Raw genomic sequence first — 19067 nt, forward strand, 5'->3', positions numbered from 1 at the left:
GTGCGACTATTCTCAATTGAATATATCACTCCAATCGCGATTAATAAGCGCGAGTACTTCGGTATTAGGTACCGGTTTACTAAATAAATACCCTTGGAAATGCTTGCACCCTCTCGCCTTTAAAAAAGCAAGTTGGTGCGAGCTTTCTACGCCTTCAGCTACACACTCTTTGCCTAAACTATCTGCAAGCGCGAGTGTTGATTGGATAATGGCCTCATCATCAGAGTCTATGCCTATGTCTTGTACAAAGCTTCTATCTATTTTTAGTACATCAATAGGAAAACGTTTTAAATAGGTAAGCGACGCGTAACCTGTACCAAAATCATCCATATACAATCTACAACCCAACTTTTTAAGTTGTTCCATGCTGTGCAGCGCTTCTTTTGAATCACCCATTAATATTGATTCGGTTATTTCAAAAACAATTGCCTCAGATGATACACCTGAATTATTCAACGCTTTTTTAATTTCAGGTACGAGTTCTTTAAACTCAAAATCTAGTGCCGATAAGTTAATAGATAAATACAGGTTAGGTGAGGCTTTTCGCCATTGTTTTAACTCCAATAAAGCGCGCGCAAAGGTCTGCAGCATAATTTTTGTAATTAAGCCTATCCCCTCTGCAGCCAGCGAAAACTCTTGAGTTTGTACTAGTTTATTTTCGGGCCAACGCAGCAGTACTTCAAAACCTTCTGTTTTTTGGCTCTTAGCATTAATAATAGGCTGATAGTAATTACAAAACTCTTCTTCTCGATACGCTCTAGTAAGCTGAGATTCAAGATGCAGCGCTCTTTGAACATGCTGGTTCATCTCTTGCTTATAAAACTGGTAGCGCCCTTCTAAAGAGTCTTTTGCATGATATAACGCTATGCTCGCAGCTTTTAAAAGTGCGGGGCCTTGCTCTGCGTCATCTGGCGATATCGACACACCAATACTTAAATTAACGTTTACAACTTGGCCATTAATCGCAATATTTTGATTCACGCAATCCATTAACTTAGTGCATATTATAAGTACTTGCTCTATCTGATGAATATCTTCTACTAGCACAACAAACTCATCGCCACCAAATCGCGCAACACTATCCGATGGTCGTAAAGAGCACTTTAAGCGATCAGCAACTTCTTTAATTAGCTCATCAGCCGCTTCGTGCCCTAATGAGTCATTAAAGTATTTAAAACGTTTAATATTGATATGTAACAAAGCCACTTTGCATCCATGCAATTTTGCTTGTTCAAGGGCGTGTTCAACGCGGTCATTAAATAATGTACGATTTGGCAGCCCAGTTAACGCATCGTAGTTGGCCAATAAGTGCAGCTCATTTTCAGCTGATTTTTGTGCGTTTATATCGGTTAAAATAATGACATAACTATTAAGGCGCTGCTCGTTATCGGCCACTGCACTTATTTTCACAAGTACATGACGCGATTCACCATTAGCTAAAACCACACTGTCTTCGCACGAAAAATGCTCCCCAACAGATAGCTTTTGCATAATGCGTAAATAATCAAAACGATTGCTGCGCGATATACCTAAATTTAAAGTCCGGCTAGATAACGACTCTGCGGAGAAGTTAAAGGCGGTTTGCAGTGATTTATTAGAAGCCCGAATATTTAAGTTTTTATCGAGTATAAACACCCAATCACGCGTTTGCTCAAACGCTGCCGTAAATAGTAAAGCATGCTCTTCAAACACCATTTCACGGGTCATATTTGTATAAGTACCCGCTACTTTTTGTGGTGTTTTATCATCCCACTCAACGACTTTTCCAAAATCCTTATACCAGCGCCAATAGCCTTTTGCATGGCGCAGGCGGTATGTACAATTAAAGTAGCCTTTATCGGTAGATAAAAACTCAAGCCACTCTAAGCGAAATAGCTGTTTGTCCTGCGGATGAATTTTAGATAAATATTCATCAAGACTTACGGTTTCACTTTCGTAGCCTAACTCACTCGCTAAGCGAGGTTGGTAAATGCTTGGGTTGCTCGACTCCCAATCCCAGACACCCGATTCGCTGCCTTCAAGTGCTAATTTTAAACGCGCTTCGCTTTCTTTACTTTCTTTATTTGCTGCCAATAAAATACGCTGAATTTTATTACGGCGCATAACCCACATAGCAACAAAACCAATAAACAGCATGGCGTAAAGCACCATAAAATAAGGTGCACGCCAAAGCGGATACTTTACTTTTATTTTTAAAATAGCAGGCGAGGTATATTCGCCAGTCAGGGGGTCTTTAGCCCAAACTTTTAATTGGTAATTACCTGGATTCAATTTTGGAAACAATACGCGGTTGTTATTTCGAGTATAACTTTTTTGTCCGTTATCGAGTTGATACTCATAAATGATGCGTTCTTGGTTACTAAATGCCATAGCCGAAAATGCCACTTCAAGCCCAATATCATCATGGTTTAACACAACTTCGTTGAGCGGCTGTTTTAAATCAAGCGATAGATCTCGTGACATTAAATCAACTCGCGTAATATTTACGTGATCAATAAGTGATTGGTAATTTTGGTTTTCCATTGGGTGAAAATAAGTAAAACCTTTTAAGCTACCATACGCAATATGGCCATCTTTGAGCTGTGCCATGGCGTTACTATTAAACTCAGCAGAGAGTAGCCCTTCTGACGTAGAAAATTGTTGAAAATGAAGTGTTTCTGGGTTTAATCGCCAAATGCCTTTATGGCTACTCATCCAGATCATGCCATCATCATCTAGCACCATATCGTAAAGCAATGTGCCTAATTTATTCTTCTCTAAATCGATTGTATGTACTAATTGATAAGTAGATGCGTCAAGGCCTATCAAGCCAAAATTAGAAAGTGATATCCACAATATATTGTTGTTATCAATTAAATAAGAAAGCACGCTAATGGCTACGTTTTCGTGCTGCTTTGGCACTTTGTAAATCATTTTAAGTGCTAAATCACTTGGGTTTACTTGATATAAAATTCCAGCATTAAAAAATAGTGGCGAGTCTGGCTTATTGCTCAACGCGGGTAAAAAGCCATGAGCTAAAAAGGGTTCAAACTGGTCAAACTGGCCACCCAGACGCGTTATTACTTGAGAATCTATATTGTATATAAATACCCCATGATCTGAGTGCACAAAGTATAGATCTCCATTTGGCATTAATGTAACGCCATGCACTCTACCAGTAATCAACTCTTGATCAGCAGGGTTATGCACTTTAGGTTCGCTAACTTGATGCGTTACAGGGTCAAAAATAAATAAACCACGGTTTGTATAAAGCCATAAATTATCTTTATAGGGCGTTATTTCATATACGGTAAACTCAGTGTTGAGTAAGTCGACTTTGTAGTCTTTTAAATAAGCTTTACCAATATTTGTTTTTAAATCAACCTCGGTAATACCGTTATGCGTTGCAAGCCAAAGCTTATCTTTATATTCGGTAATCCCCCAGATAGAGTGATGTGATAAACCATCCCCCCCGAGCAAAGTGCCATCGACATTATTAAAATGATAGCTGTCGTGAGATAAGTAAAACGCTCCATCAGTCTTAGTCGCAACCCATGTACCACCCGATTTATCTTTAGCCATATCAATAATACTGGTATCGGCAAGTGTGTACTTACTTTTGGCTATTCGAGTATTTTTAATCATCTCTTTTGTGTTTAAATCAAATTTAAACAAGCCTTTGTCGGTAGCTAAATCTATTGTTCCGTGTTCGTTTACTATGCTCCAAACATTTAAGTCACTTAGTAATACTTTACTTTTAAAAGGTAAATCTGGGCGTTCAAACATTTTTGATAAGTTACTAATATCAACTTCGTATAAGCCTTGTACCGCCCCTACTAACAACTGTTTATTTTCACCTAATGCGAACGACTTAACATTATTTTGGTAAATATGTTCAGCTTCACCTTTTAAGTGCTGTAGGGGTCTAACTTGCTCTGTGGCAATATCAAATACGTATGCACCATGGCTTGTACCTATAAATATATAACCATTGTAGGTAAACAGCTTTCTCACAAGGGTATTTTTATATTTAGCAGGCAGCTCAAAAATAGTTGTTATTTTTCCGGTTGCTATATCAAGCTTTGCAAAATCGCGGCCTCGCCCAATCCAAAGTGTTTTTTTATCAACGGCCACCATACTAAAAACAGACTGATTGATAATTTCTTCTTCACTGGTAGGTTTTTCTAGAAATTGCTGATATGAATCTGTTACGGGGTCGTATCTAAATAGGCCTGCGAGTAACGAGGCAATCCAAATATGTCCTTGAGGGTCTTGGTAAATACGATCGATGATCGCCTCTTCTAACTCACCATTAGGGCCATTTATTGGAATAACTTGATAGCCATCATAACGATTAAGCCCGGCCTCTGTCGAAAGCCAAAGGTAACCGTTAGTGTCTATAAGCATTGTATTAACGTAGCTTTGCGATAAGCCTTCGCTTGGAGATAAACGTTTTACTTGTGCCCCTACTTGGCAACTTAGAATAGTTATTAAAACTACAAAGCAACTAATGATCCCATTAACGCATTTACTCATGCTTATTCCATATTATTATTTATTATTATGGGTACTCTAGAGCGACTATATTTCGATGTTTGTAAGTATCAAAAAGTACTTGTAAAGCAAGAGTATATGTTAACACCTGGTTAAAACCAATAGCACAATATAAATCAGCTACGTTTTCATATGCGAAGGTCTTTATCTCTCTATTTTGCGACTTTAAGAGTGTTGAAAGCAATTGTTTTGCAATCCCTTTACCGCGATGTTCCAGCGCAACAAACATGGTAGATAAAAATAAAAACTCTGTTTTATCTTGTAATCTACATGCTGCCACTATTTCATTATTATAGTAAGTAACCCATACCTTATCTTGTTTATTAGCACGCCCTCTTACGCTGTGCTTTTTATAAAATTTATTCACTAGTGGGGTTTTTAGTTCATTTAACACTTCAACTTTATACATTTTTATATCGATATTTAGCTAAGCATTAGCGCTAAATACTGTTCAAATTTTTGTTTCAAAACCATTTGCTCTGCCATTGGGCGGCTATGGATTGTGTTGTAAACTTGCTCTCTCGTTTTTTTGTTACGCTTAATTTGATACGCCCAAAAAGACGCTTCATAATCTAACTGAATTTGATATTTTTCTTCACGTGGTAATAGGCACAAATTAAAACTCACAATACTTCCTCATTCGCTTTTAAGATTATTTGATTCCCCCTCTAAACTGGGCAAGAGGTAATCTACTTGTTATTATACGCGTCTTATTTTATTTATTTCTGTAGTAATTGGAACCGATAATGAACAGACGTTTTAGTATCTTGTTATTATTGGTAAATTTATTTTTTATTGCACCTTGTTTTAGCCATCAATACAACCTTACTTTTAACCGTCCGCAAAGCACACCTCAAGCTGATTATGCCTTAGAGCTTTTAAAATTAGCATACGCAGATATAGGTTTTAAAATAAGTATAATCGATTTTAACCATCAAAATGCTTTGCCCGCTGCAAATAATGGCGTACTTGATGGGCAGTTAGGGAGAGACGCAAGCATTGAAGAAAATTACGAAAACTTAATTAGAGTTGATTATGAGCTATTTAAGTTTGACTTAGTATTATATAAAAACTGTTTGCCTAGCCGTTTAGAGCAGCTCGATAGTGTCGCAATTATTGACGGTTACCCTGTGCAAGAACATTATTTAGCAAACACACAGTTTGCAGGAAATATTATTAAAGTTAAAAGCATTAATACCCAACTCAATTTGCTTGCTCAGCAGAAAGTACAAGGGGCTTTAATGATTAACTTTATAATGCAAAACAATGACCTCCCGTCACCTCAAGGCTGTTTTGTAAAAGAAGTATTGAGTACTCATCCGCTTTATCATTATTTAAATAAGCGTAATAAAAACTTAGTAGAAAAGCTTAAAATGTCATTAATTAACTTAACTAACAATGGCACTGTGTACGCACTAAGAGCCAAATATGGATTGAGCTTTTAAAAGTCGAACCCTTGCTGCTGCGCCTGCGTGCTTGGCACTGCATTTTGCTGTTTTTTTTGTAGATAGCGCTTGTAGCGCTGCTGGCACAAACTAAGCACCTTCTTTTTTTGGTCGTTCGATAAGGTATTCCACGAAAAGCGTTCATCCCGACTACGATAACACCCTTTGCAATACCCTCTGTTATTAACTAAGCAAATACTTTTGCAAGGGCTTGGAATATCAAATATTTCAATTTGTTGCATCTATAAGTACCGCCTAGTTGAAGAGGAGGTATTAGTATAGCGTTATTTTTGAGCAAAAAAAAAACAGCAATTTAATTGCTGCTTAATTTTGTTGAGCTGGGATTATTAATGCTCACAGCTATTGGTATTTATCTCTGTTTTGCGGTGAAATGGCTTAGCGTACATGGCCAGCACTAACGGTTTTAACTCTTCTGGTACACAGGCTAAACGCTTCTCAAACGTCGCTGTATCTGGAGAGTCTATTACCGCCTCTTTACAGCCACCAGCAATGTAATTACCTGGGTGCAAATAAAACGAATCTACAATTTGCCTATCAATTGTTTTAGCAAGCTCTTCAGCACTATCACATTTAGATTCGATTGGTTGTCCAAATGCTAAATGCACATGCCCTTTAGCTGAACTAAAACCTTCAACAATACTGGCAATATCTTCACCCGCTGACTTAATATATTCACCATGATGCTGTTTATGATAAAGCTCTTTAGCCTTAGCAATTGCACACGGTTCATATTGGTAAGAAATAGAAACAGGCACTATTTTTAGCTCTTTAATATAATCGCCAAATTCTTTCTTTTGTTTACGCCCATTTAATTGCAGCATTTTTAAAAGCGCAGGATCAGTTTGATCAAAACCATCTTTTGCACGCCCTTCTTTTTGTGCAATCCAAATAGAATTTCCACCGATTAAAGAGTCATAAATATATGACGATAACTGGGTCAATGCTTTTAGCATTTCTTTTGGTGCTTTAGCAGAGCGCTTAACAATGAAACTTTTATTTAAACGCATAAGCTCAGTAATGTAAGGTATTTGCAATAAATTATCGCCAATAGCAATACGCACTGTTTTCATTTTATGCTGATATAAACCCCAGTTAACTAATGCAGGATCAAGCACTATGTCTCTGTGGTTTGAAATAAATAAATAAGCCTGATTAGCGTCTAACTGATCTAGTCCAGAAAAGGTAACTTTTGATGTGGTGCGCTTCACTAGTTTATCTAAGTATTGCGCCACTTCATTTTGCACATCTTCAACGGTGCTTACTTTGCCCCATTTTTTGCGTAACTGACTTCTTACCATTGGACGCGCAATAAAAGGCACTGCCGATAAAAAGCGCGGTAAATTATACTTTGCTATTACATCAATAAACGCATCATCGTTAATCAAACGTGTAAGCGACGCCGCAACTTCGTCGTCGTTGTATGGGCGTATATCTGCGTATTTATCTTCTAATTCACTCATTACTACATCTACAATGTTAAAAAACGGCACGCTAAAGCGCACCGTTTATGTCTATATCCGATTATAACTCAGCCAATCTAAAATGCGAAATAACCAAAAAAACGATTTTTTATTTTAGCAACTTGCTTTAAAGCCGAGTTTAATTACCTTCTATGACCACAGGCTTGCTTATAAGTGCAAAAAAACTGATCAGTCTAGCAAAATACCATGTTCTCAATCTGCTAGTGGGCAGACCACTACTACATAGCCCTCTAATCATTTGGTAGTAATAGCATTAACAAAGCCTTTCTTTCGTAGTACCTTAAGCCCATATTTTAGATTTTTGATGGATCGTAAGCCTCTTTTTTACGATTTTAACTCTTTCAGATCCACTTATTTTAGGGCTCATAATGAACATTACTATTCTTGATAACGCAACGTTAGCTAAAACATCTCTTTCGTGTATAGAACAACTTGGTAAATTAACGACTTATGAGCTTACCAGCCCAGAGCAAGTTATTGAGCATTGCCAAGGCGCTGATGTATTAATCACTAATAAAGCAGTTTTGAATCGCGATACAATTAGTCAGCTAACACAGCTGAAATTAATTTGCGTAAGTGCAACCGGTACTAATAATGTTGATTTAGAAGCCGCTAAAGAATTTGGTATTGCCGTAACTAATGTAGCTGGCTACTCAACCCCTTCAGTTGTTCAACATACATTTTCTTTAATTACTAACTTACTGGGTAACACCCACCGCTATCAGGCGGATTGCCAGCAAGGCGCATGGCAAAAAAGTGAAATGTTTTGCATACTCGATTACAGCTTTAACGACTTACAAGGTAAAACATTTGCCATTATAGGCGGCGGTACACTAGGCAAAGGCGTTGCTAAAGTGGCTGAGGCATTTGGCGCTAATGTTATTGTTGCAGAGCGTAAAGGGGTTAAATGTCGTGATGGTCGTACGCCTTTTGAAGACGTCATTAAAACAGCCGATATAATCAGCGTACACTGCCCACTTACAGATGAAACACGTGATTTAATCGCACTTAATGAGCTTAAAATGATGAAGCCAAGCGCTATAATTATTAATACAGCACGTGGTGGTATTATTAACGAAGCCGACTTAGCAACAGCGCTTAAGCAAAACCTAATTGCTGGAGCGGGTGTTGATGTACTAACTAAAGAACCTGCTGAAACTTCAAATCCACTTGCTAATTACACAGGCAATAACTTATTACTTACTCCACATATTGCATGGGCAAGTACTGAATCTATTGTGCGTTTAATTAATGAAGTAAGTTTGAATATTGCGGCATTTACTAAAGGTGAATCACGCAACCGCTTGGTTTAATCATTTTATTGTAGTAATCAAATAAGCTAAAAAATGGCTGTTTTTACTAATATATTTAATATTTTATTAGATAAAAACAGCTTAACTCACTTAACAAACTGATTCATAACAACTTATCAATATGGTCTACTCTTTGCTTTAATACAGTTAATAACCAATTAAAAATCTTATTAAGGTAAATAAAAATGAAAAAATCACTTTTAGCAGCCGCTTTAATCGCTCCATTTTTAACAGGCTGTGTTATTGCCGTATCAGATGGCGAAGCTGAGACTCATTGGGCAGGGAAAAACTCATCAAGCTGGCAAGCACAGCATAAAAATAATCGTGAAGTTATATCGGAGCTAAAAATGGATAGCAGCTACCAGTCTGTTTTAACGCAATTAAAAACGCCTAATTTCACTGAGCTATTAAAAAAAGATGACGATGTATACCATGTACTTTTTTATGTAACGCATAGCAAGCATTCAGATTCAAAAACAACAAAAGATGAATGTACGCCACTTGTATTTAAAAATGATAAGTTAGTGGGCATTGGTGAAACCGCTTTAGGTATGATCACGCAGTAACCAATAAAAAGTAGTTCGATACAAAAACGCCAATATATAAATATTGGCGTTTTTTGTATATTAAGTTTTTAGCGTGCGACTATTCTATCTCGCCCTGCATCTTTAGCGGCATATAAGCCTAAATCGGCCTCTTCTAACAATGCTTGCTCAGCATACTCCTTACCACTTTGTGTAGTGGCAATACCTATACTTATAGTGATGTAGTCTGCATTTAATGAAGCTTTATGTTCTATATTCAAAGCATTTACAGCATTGCGTAATTTATTAGCAAACTCCATTGCCTCATGCTTATCAATTCCTGGTAGCACAGCAGCAAATTCTTCTCCGCCATAACGAGCAATAAAGTCACTGCCACGTTCACATTGAGCTGCAAGTGCTTGCGCAACATTCTTTAAACACTCATCGCCAGCACGGTGTCCGTAGCAATCGTTGTAACGTTTAAAGTGGTCTATATCCATAAGTAACACCGATAGCGGTGTTCCACTTCGCTTGCTGCGGCGCCATTCTCGAGATAAGTTTTCATCAAGGTAGCGTCTATTTGGTATTTCAGTTAAGCCATCTATCGAAGCTAGCATTTCTAGCAAATCATTTTTTTGCTTTATGAGGAGTTGGTTGCGCACTCTAACGCGAACAATAGAAGGACTAAATGGCTTGGTTATGTAGTCCATTGCACCGAGCTCTAAGCCCTTTGCTTCATCATCATGGCTACGATTGGCTGATATAAATATAATAGGAATAGACTGAGTTATTGGGTTTTCTTTAAGCTCCACAAGTACTTGATAGCCGTCAATTCCAGGCATAATTACATCAAGGATTATTAAATCAACTTGCGCTGTTTTTACAAAGGTCAGTGCTTTTTCGCCACTTTCAACTAAGAACACGTCATGTTCTGCTTTGAGTGTTTTTTCAAGTACTAATCTATTGATTGGATCATCATCCACAATAAGTACTTTAGCTCTTTTCGACATCCCTAACCCCTAGCCCCTAGCCCTTTTATAAAAACAATTACCTGTTCTAGCTGTATGATAAGCTCTTGTAGTGTAATCTCAATAGGCTTATTAGTTGTTTTAAGCGTTCTTTCACACAATAAAGCACAATGTGATAATCGTCTAAAACCTAAATTACCTGCTACACCCTTGATACTATGCACTAAACGTACCAAATCATCCTTATTGGTTGTTTCTTCTAGTTGCGATAACTGGGTTTCACACAAGCTAGCAAACTTATCAATCATTGTATTAAGTAGCTTTTCATCCATACTAAACTGCGTTAAAGCAAATGATTTTTCAAAAAAACTTGGTTTAACTAAGTTTAAATCAGCAATTGCATCAATAAGTACTTTAGCAACAACCGGTTTAGTTAAATGTTTATTCATGCCGCACTTTAAAGAACGCTCTACATCAGCAGGCTCGCAATGAGCCGTTAAAGCAAAAATAGGCAGTTGCTTTGCGTCAAACTGTTGACGAATCAAAGCGGTTGCTTGACAACCATCTATTTTCGGCATTTGCACATCCATCAATATTAAGTCAGGCTTTAAAACTTGCAATAATTCCATACCAATTGATGCGCTTAAAGCCGTAACAACATTTACGTTTGCTTGGCGCAGAACACTGCTAATTATTTCTAAGTTAAGCTGATTATCATCAATTGCTAATACAAGTAGACCCGATATATCAGCTTTACTTTCAGTTGCACTGTGAACTGCGGCACTTGTATTAACTATAGGCTTTTGCTGAGAGTTCAAACTAAATAGCCTTTGCCCTAATGCCGATGCTTTAACGTGATGCGCAGCTAAGTGCTCGCTTGTCGGTAAATTAAGTGTGTGCTGATGATTAATAATAATTACCGATGTTTCTTTAGCTGATAACGAATCATTAATCGCTTCAACATTTAAAAGTGCAGGTAAGTCAGCTGCATCAATTATTATTTTTTGAGTATTAGAGAGCTTAATTGGGTATTTTAGTACTTCATCTAAATTAATATTAGCAAGTTCGTTATATGCATTTGTTACCTGCTTAAGCTCTTTACTTTGATCAGATAAAATAGCCAATGTATTAGTCGGTAACACTGTGTTTTTAGTGGTATCAACTAAAAAGCGAATACTGAAATAAAATTCGCTACCGTGGCCTTTTTTACTCTTTAAAGCAATCTCCCCACCCATTAACGATACTGCATGTTTAACAATAGCTAAACCTAACCCAACCCCTTGGTGTATGCGGGTTGAAGATTCATCACCTTGAGTAAAAGCGTCGAATAAGCGACTTTGATCGGCTTCGTCTATACCCATACCAGTATCAATTACTTTAAAGCAAATATGCTGTTGCTCTAGGCTATCGCTTTCAATAAGTTCCATTTTTAAAGTAATGGAACCTGTTTTTGTAAACTTAACGGCATTAGTTAATAAGTTACCTAATATTTGCTGTAAACGTATACTGTCGCATATCAAATCAGGTGCTATTAACGGGTCAATATCAATAACAAATTCAATACCTTTTCCTTCGCACAATGGAGCCGTTAAGCTTTCACAAATATCCACCAGCTCAACCATGCTAAACGATGCTTGTTTTAAATCGGTTTGCGAGCCCTCAATACGCGCAAAATCAAGCATTCTATTAAGCATTGATAACAAACTTTGTGCTGCATGCTTAGCTTGATCCGTTTGTTGTAATTGCTTTTGAGTTAAGCCTTGCTCAATTAACATATCAAGCAACCCTAAAACAGCGTTCAAAGGGGTGCGTATTTCATGGCTTAAATTGGCTATGAAGCGGCTTTTAGCTAGGGTTGCTCGTTCGGCATCTAGTTTTGATTTAGTTAAGGCACTTACATCCTGAATGTGTATAACATAATAAGCTGGATCGCGGTTTTCATCCCATACAAGCGATACACTTAGTTGCAACCAGCTTGTTAAGCCCCCTTGAGCAAGCGTTAAATGGTATACGCGTTTTTTGTCATCTAACAATTGCGCTAAAGTGCTTTTTATTTGCTGCCATTGGGAGTCATCAAATAATGCTTTTAACTGCTCCCCAACGAGTACTGGCTGATCAGAAAACTGCTTTCTTGCTGCTTTATTTACTTGCAATATGGTGTGTTCAAGCGAGAGTAAAACCACGCAGTTAGCCGCAAATTCAATTGCACTTCTAAATTTAGATTCAGATGATTTTAAGGCTAATAATGTTTGTTGCTGTTCAGTAATATCGCGACCAATGCCCATGGTTCCTAACAGATGTTGGTGCTCGTTGTAAAAAGGTGCAATAGTAAGTTGATACGATTTTGTATCGGTTTCTATTCGCTGTTCAACACTATTCCTGTTTTGTAATACTTGTTTTTCAAGCGCATTTATTTGCTGATCATTGTCACCTAAATCATCTACATATTTACCAACTAATGCAGTTTGATCTTTACCGATATACGCCTCAAATGCTTTATTGCATCCTAAGAATGATCCATCAATGTTTTTAAAGTAAATAAGGTCTGGCACACTGTTTAGCATAGTGTTGAGTAAAGCTAAGTGGCGCTCTTTCGCTTCGTAACTGCGGCTTAGTTTTTCTGATTGCAGCTGAACTTGGTCGTCCAGAGCTTTATTTGCACTTTGTAATGAATCAACTAACTGTTTGTTTTTAGTAAATACCCGTTTCACTTTAGAAAACCAAGGTTGCCAGCTCAGTGGTACTTTGTAATTTAGCTGCTCTTGGGGTTGTGTACCGTTACTCTCAAGGTATGACATTAAGTGAGTCATCGGCTTTATAAAAATGCGCTGACTTAACCAAAAAAACACGCCAAACATAATACTTAAAAATAGCGTTAAAAAAGTAAACTCTAGTAATATCTCATACTTAATTGAGCTTATTAATTGGGGTTTGTGCTCGTAAAATGCGGCGTGAATAGGTAACTCATCCATAGGCTGCATAAAGTAATTACTATCACTAGTTAATACTGTTTTTTGACTCTGATGATCGGCCAAGTCTGGCCAATAATTTTTTAACGCAGTCGCTTGCTCTATTATCTGTTTAGAGCTGGCGATAATTTGATGCGATTGGTTCATAAAAACGTATTCACCACTGTTCGGTGACACCTTTTTTAACCATCCAGAAATTGCTTGAACATCATAAATTAAAATAATGTAATCGGCTGAGCCTGTGCTTCGTTGTCGACCAATAGCAAAATACGAATTGTCATTCACTTTAACAATAGGGCTTGAAGTAAGTTTGTTTTGCGCAAATTTTGGCTTAAATTTTCCATTTAGAATTTCAGTAAGCATTAAACTTTGGCTTTTGTTGTGCCTGCTTACATAAGCAAAACCATTATCATCAACATACGCTACAGCAGATAACGACTGCATTAACGCAAGCGTTGTATTAAACGAAGGCCCTAATGTAATAGCCTGCTGCCACTGCATCAATGCCTTAGCAGATAACGCAAACTCACCTTTACCTACAATTTCCGTACTTTGATCAATAAAATGACGATAATAGTAACCATCATATTGATTTATGCCTTCGAGCAAATCTTGGTTTATTTTGGGATAAGTCGCTTGCTCGTATAAGTTAAACATGGTGGTAAGTAGATTACTCACCGAGTCCATCCCGTGGGTAACTTGCGCTGAAACATTTGTAAAATCAGCTTGGCGTTTTTCAACCGTCCGCTCAAGCTTTATGTTATATAAGTGCAAGCACAGTAAAAAAGCGACAATCAATGGCACTAACAGCGCAATAAATAATGAACGATAATAATGCTTCAGAGGTAAAAAATTCAATGTACTGCCTGCCATTTGGCTCGAAAATCAATCGATAGACTATCGAGCCAATTTGTTAAGCGCAAGTTATAAATTTTCTTCTGCAAATGACGCTAAGCGACTACGCACAACACCGTTGAGGTTTATTGTTGCGCTGCCTTCAAAGTTTTTAAAGCGCTCTACTATGTACGTCAAGCCCGATGTTACTGGCGTTAAATAGTTACTATCTATTTGCGCCAAGTTACCTGTACAAATTAATTTAGTACCTTCGCCACAGCGAGTAATAATCGTTTTAAGCTGAGATGCCGTTAAATTTTGGCTCTCATCTAAAATTACCACCGCATTTTGAATGCTACGCCCACGCATAAAGTTGACCGATTTAAACTGTACATTAGCCTTCTCCATTATGTAATTTCGACTCGATATTGGATTTTCGTCGCCTTTGTGCAATACCTCCAGCGTATCAGTGATAGCTGCAAGCCATGGCGCCATTTTTTCCTCCTCCGTGCCTGGTAAAAAGCCGATGGACTCTGCTATTTCTGGCGTATTACGGGTAACTATTACTTTATCGTAAATGCCTTTTTCGATGACCATTTCAAGGGCGCTGGCAAGTGCTAACAAGGTTTTACCACACCCTGCAGGTCCTGTTAAAATAACAAGTTCAATACTTGTATCGAGTAGTGCATCTAATGCCATCCCTTGATAAATATTTTTGGGCTTAACGCCCCATGCTTGTTGATGCATTAAACGCTCAACACCAATATCTTTGAGCGTTATGTGCTCGTCATCGTAGCATTTAACGCGCGCCGCAAACTGCTCCCCTCCATCAAGTAAATATTCATTACAAAATACATCAGGTACTAAGTTTTTAGGCACATGATGAAACGTATCACGTCCGTGCTGCTGCGTATTACACTCCCCTACATGATCCCAAAAATCACCTTCAATTTTTTTATAACCACTAGTGAGTAAGCTTATATCGTCAATAAGTTGGTCGGTGCGGTAATCCTCAACATATTTAAGCCCTGCGCCTTTGGCTTTTAAACGCATGTTTATGTCTTTTGTAACCAATATAACCTTTGAATCACTGTGCTGCTTTTGTAAGTACACGGCGCAATTAATAATACGATGGTCGTTTTCGTTACCCGGCAGACCAGAAATAGAGTCGGCAAATAAATGGTCATTTACAATAATGAGGGTACCTGCAGAGCTCGCTTTTGCCTTTTTGTTACTCGGCAGCGCCACGCCTTGTAGCATTTGTTCAGGCGTGGCATTTTTAAGTACTTCATCTAATCCACGAATAGCGACGCGCGCATCACGACTTACATCGTGTTTTCTGTCTTTTATGTGGTCAAGCTCTTCAAGCACCGTCATTGGGATAACAACGTCATGTTCTTGAAAAGACAAATAAGCGAGTGGTTCGTGAAGTAGTACGTTGGTATCTAGCACATACATTTTACTTTCAAGGTTCGAAGCTTTTTCCATAGCACTTTCCTTACGTTTTATGATTTTTATGCTATACCAAAATAACTAAGTAAAACGGGCAAAACTTAAACCTGCAATACTTAATTGCTAAGGCATAATGTAAGTTTAGTCTATTTGTCATAAAAGTCCGTTTTATTACAAACTGTAATTAGTTTTGATTTACCTAAAAAAGAGTCATAAACAAGCTGTTTTAATAGTAATAATTAACACTTACAAAATTAATTAAAAGTGAGCCAAATAGCGCCTTGCAGTGGTGTTAGCTTACAGGTAACATAGCCGCCTTTTTCATCATAGACGAGACATACATGAATTTTTCCTTAGGTCAGCGTTGGATCAGTGATACAGAGTCAGATTTAGGATTAGGCACCGTTGTTGCCATTGAAGGCCGTCAGGTCAGCATATTATTTCCTGCCAGTGGTGAAAACCGTGTTTATTCTAGTGCAGAAGCACCTGTTACCCGTGTGGCATTTAATCCTGGTGATGTGATCAAAAGCGTTGAAGAATGGGAATTAGAAGTAGAGTCTATTGAAGTACAAGGCGAGTTACTTTGTTATCACGGCACCCGTGTTGATAATGGCGAAACAGCCAAGTTAAAAGAGACCTTTTTAGATCATTTTATTAAGTTTAATAAACCACAAGATCGTTTATTTGCAGGCCAAGTCGATCGTTTTGATCGCTACACACTTCGCTACCAAACGTGGTTACATAAATTTGAACGTGAGCAATCGCCTATTAAAGGCTTAATTGGTCAGCGTGCTAATCTTATTCCGCACCAGCTTTATATTGCCCAAGAAGTGGGTAAACGTTTTGCACCACGCGTACTTTTATCAGATGAAGTAGGCCTTGGTAAAACAATTGAAGCGGGCATGATACTACATCAACAAATTATTAGTGGCCGTGCGAGTCGCGTACTGATTGTGGTGCCTGAAAACTTACAGCACCAATGGTTAGTAGAAATGCTACGCCGCTTTAACTTACGTTTTTCTATTTTTGATGAAGAGCGCTGCGACGAAGCGTTTGCAGATTCTCCAAACGTGTTTGATACAGAGCAACTAGTACTTACCAGCCTTGAGTTTTTAACCAAGAAAAAACGTTGGTTTGAACAAGCAACACTTGCTGATTGGGATCTTTTAGTAATAGATGAAGCCCATCATCTAAGCATCAATAACGGCAAGCCAAGCTCAGAGTACCAACGTATGGCAGAGCTTAGTCAAGATATTCCGGGCCTTATTTTACTTACCGCAACGCCTGATCAACTTGGTCACAGCAGTCACTTTGCGCGTTTACAATTACTCGATCCGGATCGTTTTTACGACTACGACGTGTTTAAAGAAGAAGAAGCTAATTATAAAGACGTAGCGCAAGCTGCAAATCAATTACTGCAAGAGCAAGCTCTGGACGACGCAGCCAAAGCCACGCTAATTGAGCTATTAAAAGAAACCGACATTACTGATATTCTTGAAAAAGCACAGCAAGGTGATTTACCAGCGCGTAAAGAAATACTTAACATGCTACTCGATCGCCACGGCACAGGTCGTATATTATTCAGAAATAGCCGCAGCGGCATTGATGGCTACCCTAGTCGTAAATTACACGCCTACCCAATGGCATTGCCAAAGCAGTATAAAACGGCTATGTCGGTTCTTGGTAACATGGGCGGCATTCAAAACCCTGAACTAAGTGCACACCGTGCTCTGTTTCCTGAAAAAATATTTCAAGAATTTGAAGGCGAAAGCGCAAGCTGGGGTTTATTCGATCCACGTGTAGATTGGTTAATCGACACCCTTAAAACACTTAAGCGCGAAAAAGTACTGCTTATATGTGCTAAAGCTGAAACAGCTATCAGCCTTGAGCAAATACTGCGTGAACGCGAAGCAATTAAAGCGTCGGTATTTCACGAAGGCATGTCTATTATTGAGCGTGACCGCGCTGCTGCATTTTTTGCAGACGAGTACGATAATGCACAAATATTACTGTGTTCAGAAATTGGCTCAGAAGGTCGTAACTTCCAGTTCTCGCATCACTTAGTGTTGTTTGATTTACCACTAAACCCAGATTTGCTCGAGCAACGTATTGGTCGATTAGACCGTATAGGCCAAACACAAGATGTGAACATTCATGTGCCATATTTTGAAAACACCGCTCAAGAAGTACTGCTACGTTGGTATAACGAAGGTCTAGATGCATTCGAATCTACATCAACAACGGGGCAAATGCTTTATAAAGAGTTCCGTGATGACCTACTTGAGTATATTTCTGCGCATAACTGCGATGAAGACGAACTCGATCCATTACTTGAGCAAGTAGCACAACAAAATGCAGTACTGCGTAAAAAAATGGAAAGCGGACGAGATCGTTTATTAGAACTACATTCATCGGGTCAAGGTGCTGCTGACTCGCTTGTGACTGATATCGAAAAACTCGATAACCAGTTTGAATTGCCAAGCTACATGATCAACGTGTTTGACACATTTGGCGTAAGCCAAGAAGATAAAGGCGAAAACACCATTATCTTAAAGCCAACGGAACATATGTTAAATGCATCGTTCCCATCGCTTAAAGAAGACGGTATGACGGTTACCTTTGATCGCGACACGGCACTTTCGCAAGAAGATGTACACTTTATCAGCTGGGATCACCCTATGGTGCAAGGCACCATGGATATGATTTGTGACGACGACTTTGGTAGCGCATCGGTGGCTTTACTTAAAAACAAAAAGTTACCGCCTGGCACCTTTTTTGTTGAGCTTATTTTTGTTGCAGAAGCAATGGCACCAAAAGTATTACAAGTTGGTCGCTTTTTACCGCCTACACCAATTCGTATATTGCTCGATAAAGCAGGTAATAACCTAGGTGAAAACGTGGCATTTGAAGGCTTTAATCAGCAATTATCAGCCGTAGGCCGCCAAACAGCAAGTAAACTTGCCGGTGCATTGCAAAGCGCTGTCCACCCAATGATCACTACCGCTAAAGATATGGCACAAGAAAAACTTGAAGTTATTCGCGCAGCGTCACTTGCTAAAATGCAAACGTCACTCAGTGAAGAGCAAGAACGACTTGTTGCCCTTAAGCAAATTAATCCGAATATTCGCCAAGAAGAAATTACCTTCTACGATAAGCAACGTAACGACCTAACTACGTATATTGAAAAAACGCAGTTACAACTTGATGCAATTCGCTTAATAGTGGTTTCACACTAAATATTTAGTTTTTAAGCCGGCTCCAGAGTAAACTTAGAGTCGGCTATTAAGCTTAATTGATATAAATAGCTGTATCTTTTTAAATTTCATTTAAAAACCACGCGTTCTTATTTTATTATGAGCCAATTCTACCCTCTCTAGCTATATATTAAGCCCTTTGTTGGACTGTTGATTTTGCCCAACATAACCGTATCTAAAAACTCAAGCTGCACTCTATACAACTATTCTGTGAGATAGTTGATAGGTTTATTTTCCCTTGCATAAAGTTGTTTTTTTGTTAACCTACTCGCC

Annotated in this window: 12 protein-coding genes; 4 read left to right on the forward strand and 8 right to left on the reverse strand. The window is 38.3% G+C overall.

Annotated elements, in window-relative coordinates; translation table 11 throughout:
* Nucleotides 1–12: 12 nt before the first annotated feature.
* From AC5NT5_RS14615 to AC5NT5_RS14625, 3 genes are read right to left on the reverse strand one after another with little or no spacing between them, the layout of a single operon-like run.
* Nucleotides 13–4515, reverse strand: coding sequence for an EAL domain-containing protein (locus tag AC5NT5_RS14615; protein WP_494513895.1), 4503 nt, complete (start codon nucleotides 4513–4515; stop codon nucleotides 13–15).
* Between the two features lie 25 nt (nucleotides 4516–4540).
* Nucleotides 4541–4942 (reverse strand): GNAT family N-acetyltransferase, encoded by a 402-nt coding sequence (locus AC5NT5_RS14620; RefSeq protein WP_024596205.1) that lies wholly within the window; start codon nucleotides 4940–4942, stop codon nucleotides 4541–4543.
* Nucleotides 4943–4956: 14 nt separating this feature from the next.
* A complete protein-coding gene (locus tag AC5NT5_RS14625; RefSeq protein WP_002962585.1) occupies nucleotides 4957–5160 on the reverse strand; it encodes a DUF3283 family protein in 204 nt (67 codons plus the stop codon).
* Nucleotides 5161–5279: 119 nt separating this feature from the next.
* On the opposite strand from AC5NT5_RS14625, the gene AC5NT5_RS14630 reads away from it, so the two are divergent.
* Complete coding sequence (locus AC5NT5_RS14630; RefSeq protein ID WP_494513894.1) at nucleotides 5280–5978, forward strand: substrate-binding periplasmic protein; 699 nt, start codon at nucleotides 5280–5282, stop codon at nucleotides 5976–5978.
* Here AC5NT5_RS14630 and AC5NT5_RS14635 read toward each other — a convergent pair.
* Both AC5NT5_RS14635 and AC5NT5_RS14640 read right to left on the reverse strand, forming a co-directional pair.
* Complete coding sequence (locus AC5NT5_RS14635; RefSeq protein WP_008170756.1) at nucleotides 5975–6220, reverse strand: DUF1289 domain-containing protein; 246 nt, start codon at nucleotides 6218–6220, stop codon at nucleotides 5975–5977. The two genes, AC5NT5_RS14630 and AC5NT5_RS14635, sit on opposite strands and share 4 nt — an antisense overlap.
* A gap of 105 nt (nucleotides 6221–6325) precedes the next feature.
* Complete coding sequence (locus AC5NT5_RS14640; RefSeq protein ID WP_290193223.1) at nucleotides 6326–7459, reverse strand: 1-acyl-sn-glycerol-3-phosphate acyltransferase; 1134 nt, start codon at nucleotides 7457–7459, stop codon at nucleotides 6326–6328.
* A gap of 389 nt (nucleotides 7460–7848) precedes the next feature.
* Between AC5NT5_RS14640 and AC5NT5_RS14645 the strand changes: the two genes are divergently transcribed.
* Nucleotides 7849–8793, forward strand: coding sequence for a D-2-hydroxyacid dehydrogenase (locus AC5NT5_RS14645; protein WP_182712855.1), 945 nt, complete (start codon nucleotides 7849–7851; stop codon nucleotides 8791–8793).
* Nucleotides 8794–8978: 185 nt separating this feature from the next.
* A complete protein-coding gene (locus AC5NT5_RS14650) occupies nucleotides 8979–9359 on the forward strand; it encodes a DUF3192 domain-containing protein (RefSeq protein ID WP_354628964.1) in 381 nt (126 codons plus the stop codon).
* A gap of 68 nt (nucleotides 9360–9427) precedes the next feature.
* On the opposite strand, the gene AC5NT5_RS14655 is transcribed toward AC5NT5_RS14650, so the two are convergent.
* The 3 genes from AC5NT5_RS14655 to AC5NT5_RS14665 are packed head-to-tail and all read right to left on the reverse strand — an operon-like array spanning nucleotide 9428 to nucleotide 15576.
* A complete protein-coding gene (locus tag AC5NT5_RS14655) occupies nucleotides 9428–10327 on the reverse strand; it encodes a diguanylate cyclase (protein WP_494513893.1) in 900 nt (299 codons plus the stop codon).
* 2 nt (nucleotides 10328–10329) lie between these two features.
* Nucleotides 10330–14127: a PAS domain-containing hybrid sensor histidine kinase/response regulator gene (locus AC5NT5_RS14660; protein ID WP_494513892.1), complete on the reverse strand. Its 3798-nt coding sequence runs from the start codon at nucleotides 14125–14127 to the stop codon at nucleotides 10330–10332.
* 51 nt (nucleotides 14128–14178) lie between these two features.
* Nucleotides 14179–15576, reverse strand: coding sequence for a PhoH family protein (locus AC5NT5_RS14665; RefSeq protein WP_290193225.1), 1398 nt, complete (start codon nucleotides 15574–15576; stop codon nucleotides 14179–14181).
* A 305-nt stretch (nucleotides 15577–15881) separates the two neighbouring features.
* On the opposite strand from AC5NT5_RS14665, the gene rapA reads away from it, so the two are divergent.
* Entirely contained in the window at nucleotides 15882–18776 is a 2895-nt protein-coding gene (rapA, locus tag AC5NT5_RS14670) for an RNA polymerase-associated protein RapA (protein ID WP_024595181.1), read from the forward strand.
* Nucleotides 18777–19067 lie beyond the last annotated feature (291 nt).

Source organism: Pseudoalteromonas sp. J2K-J599, assembly GCF_059295115.2.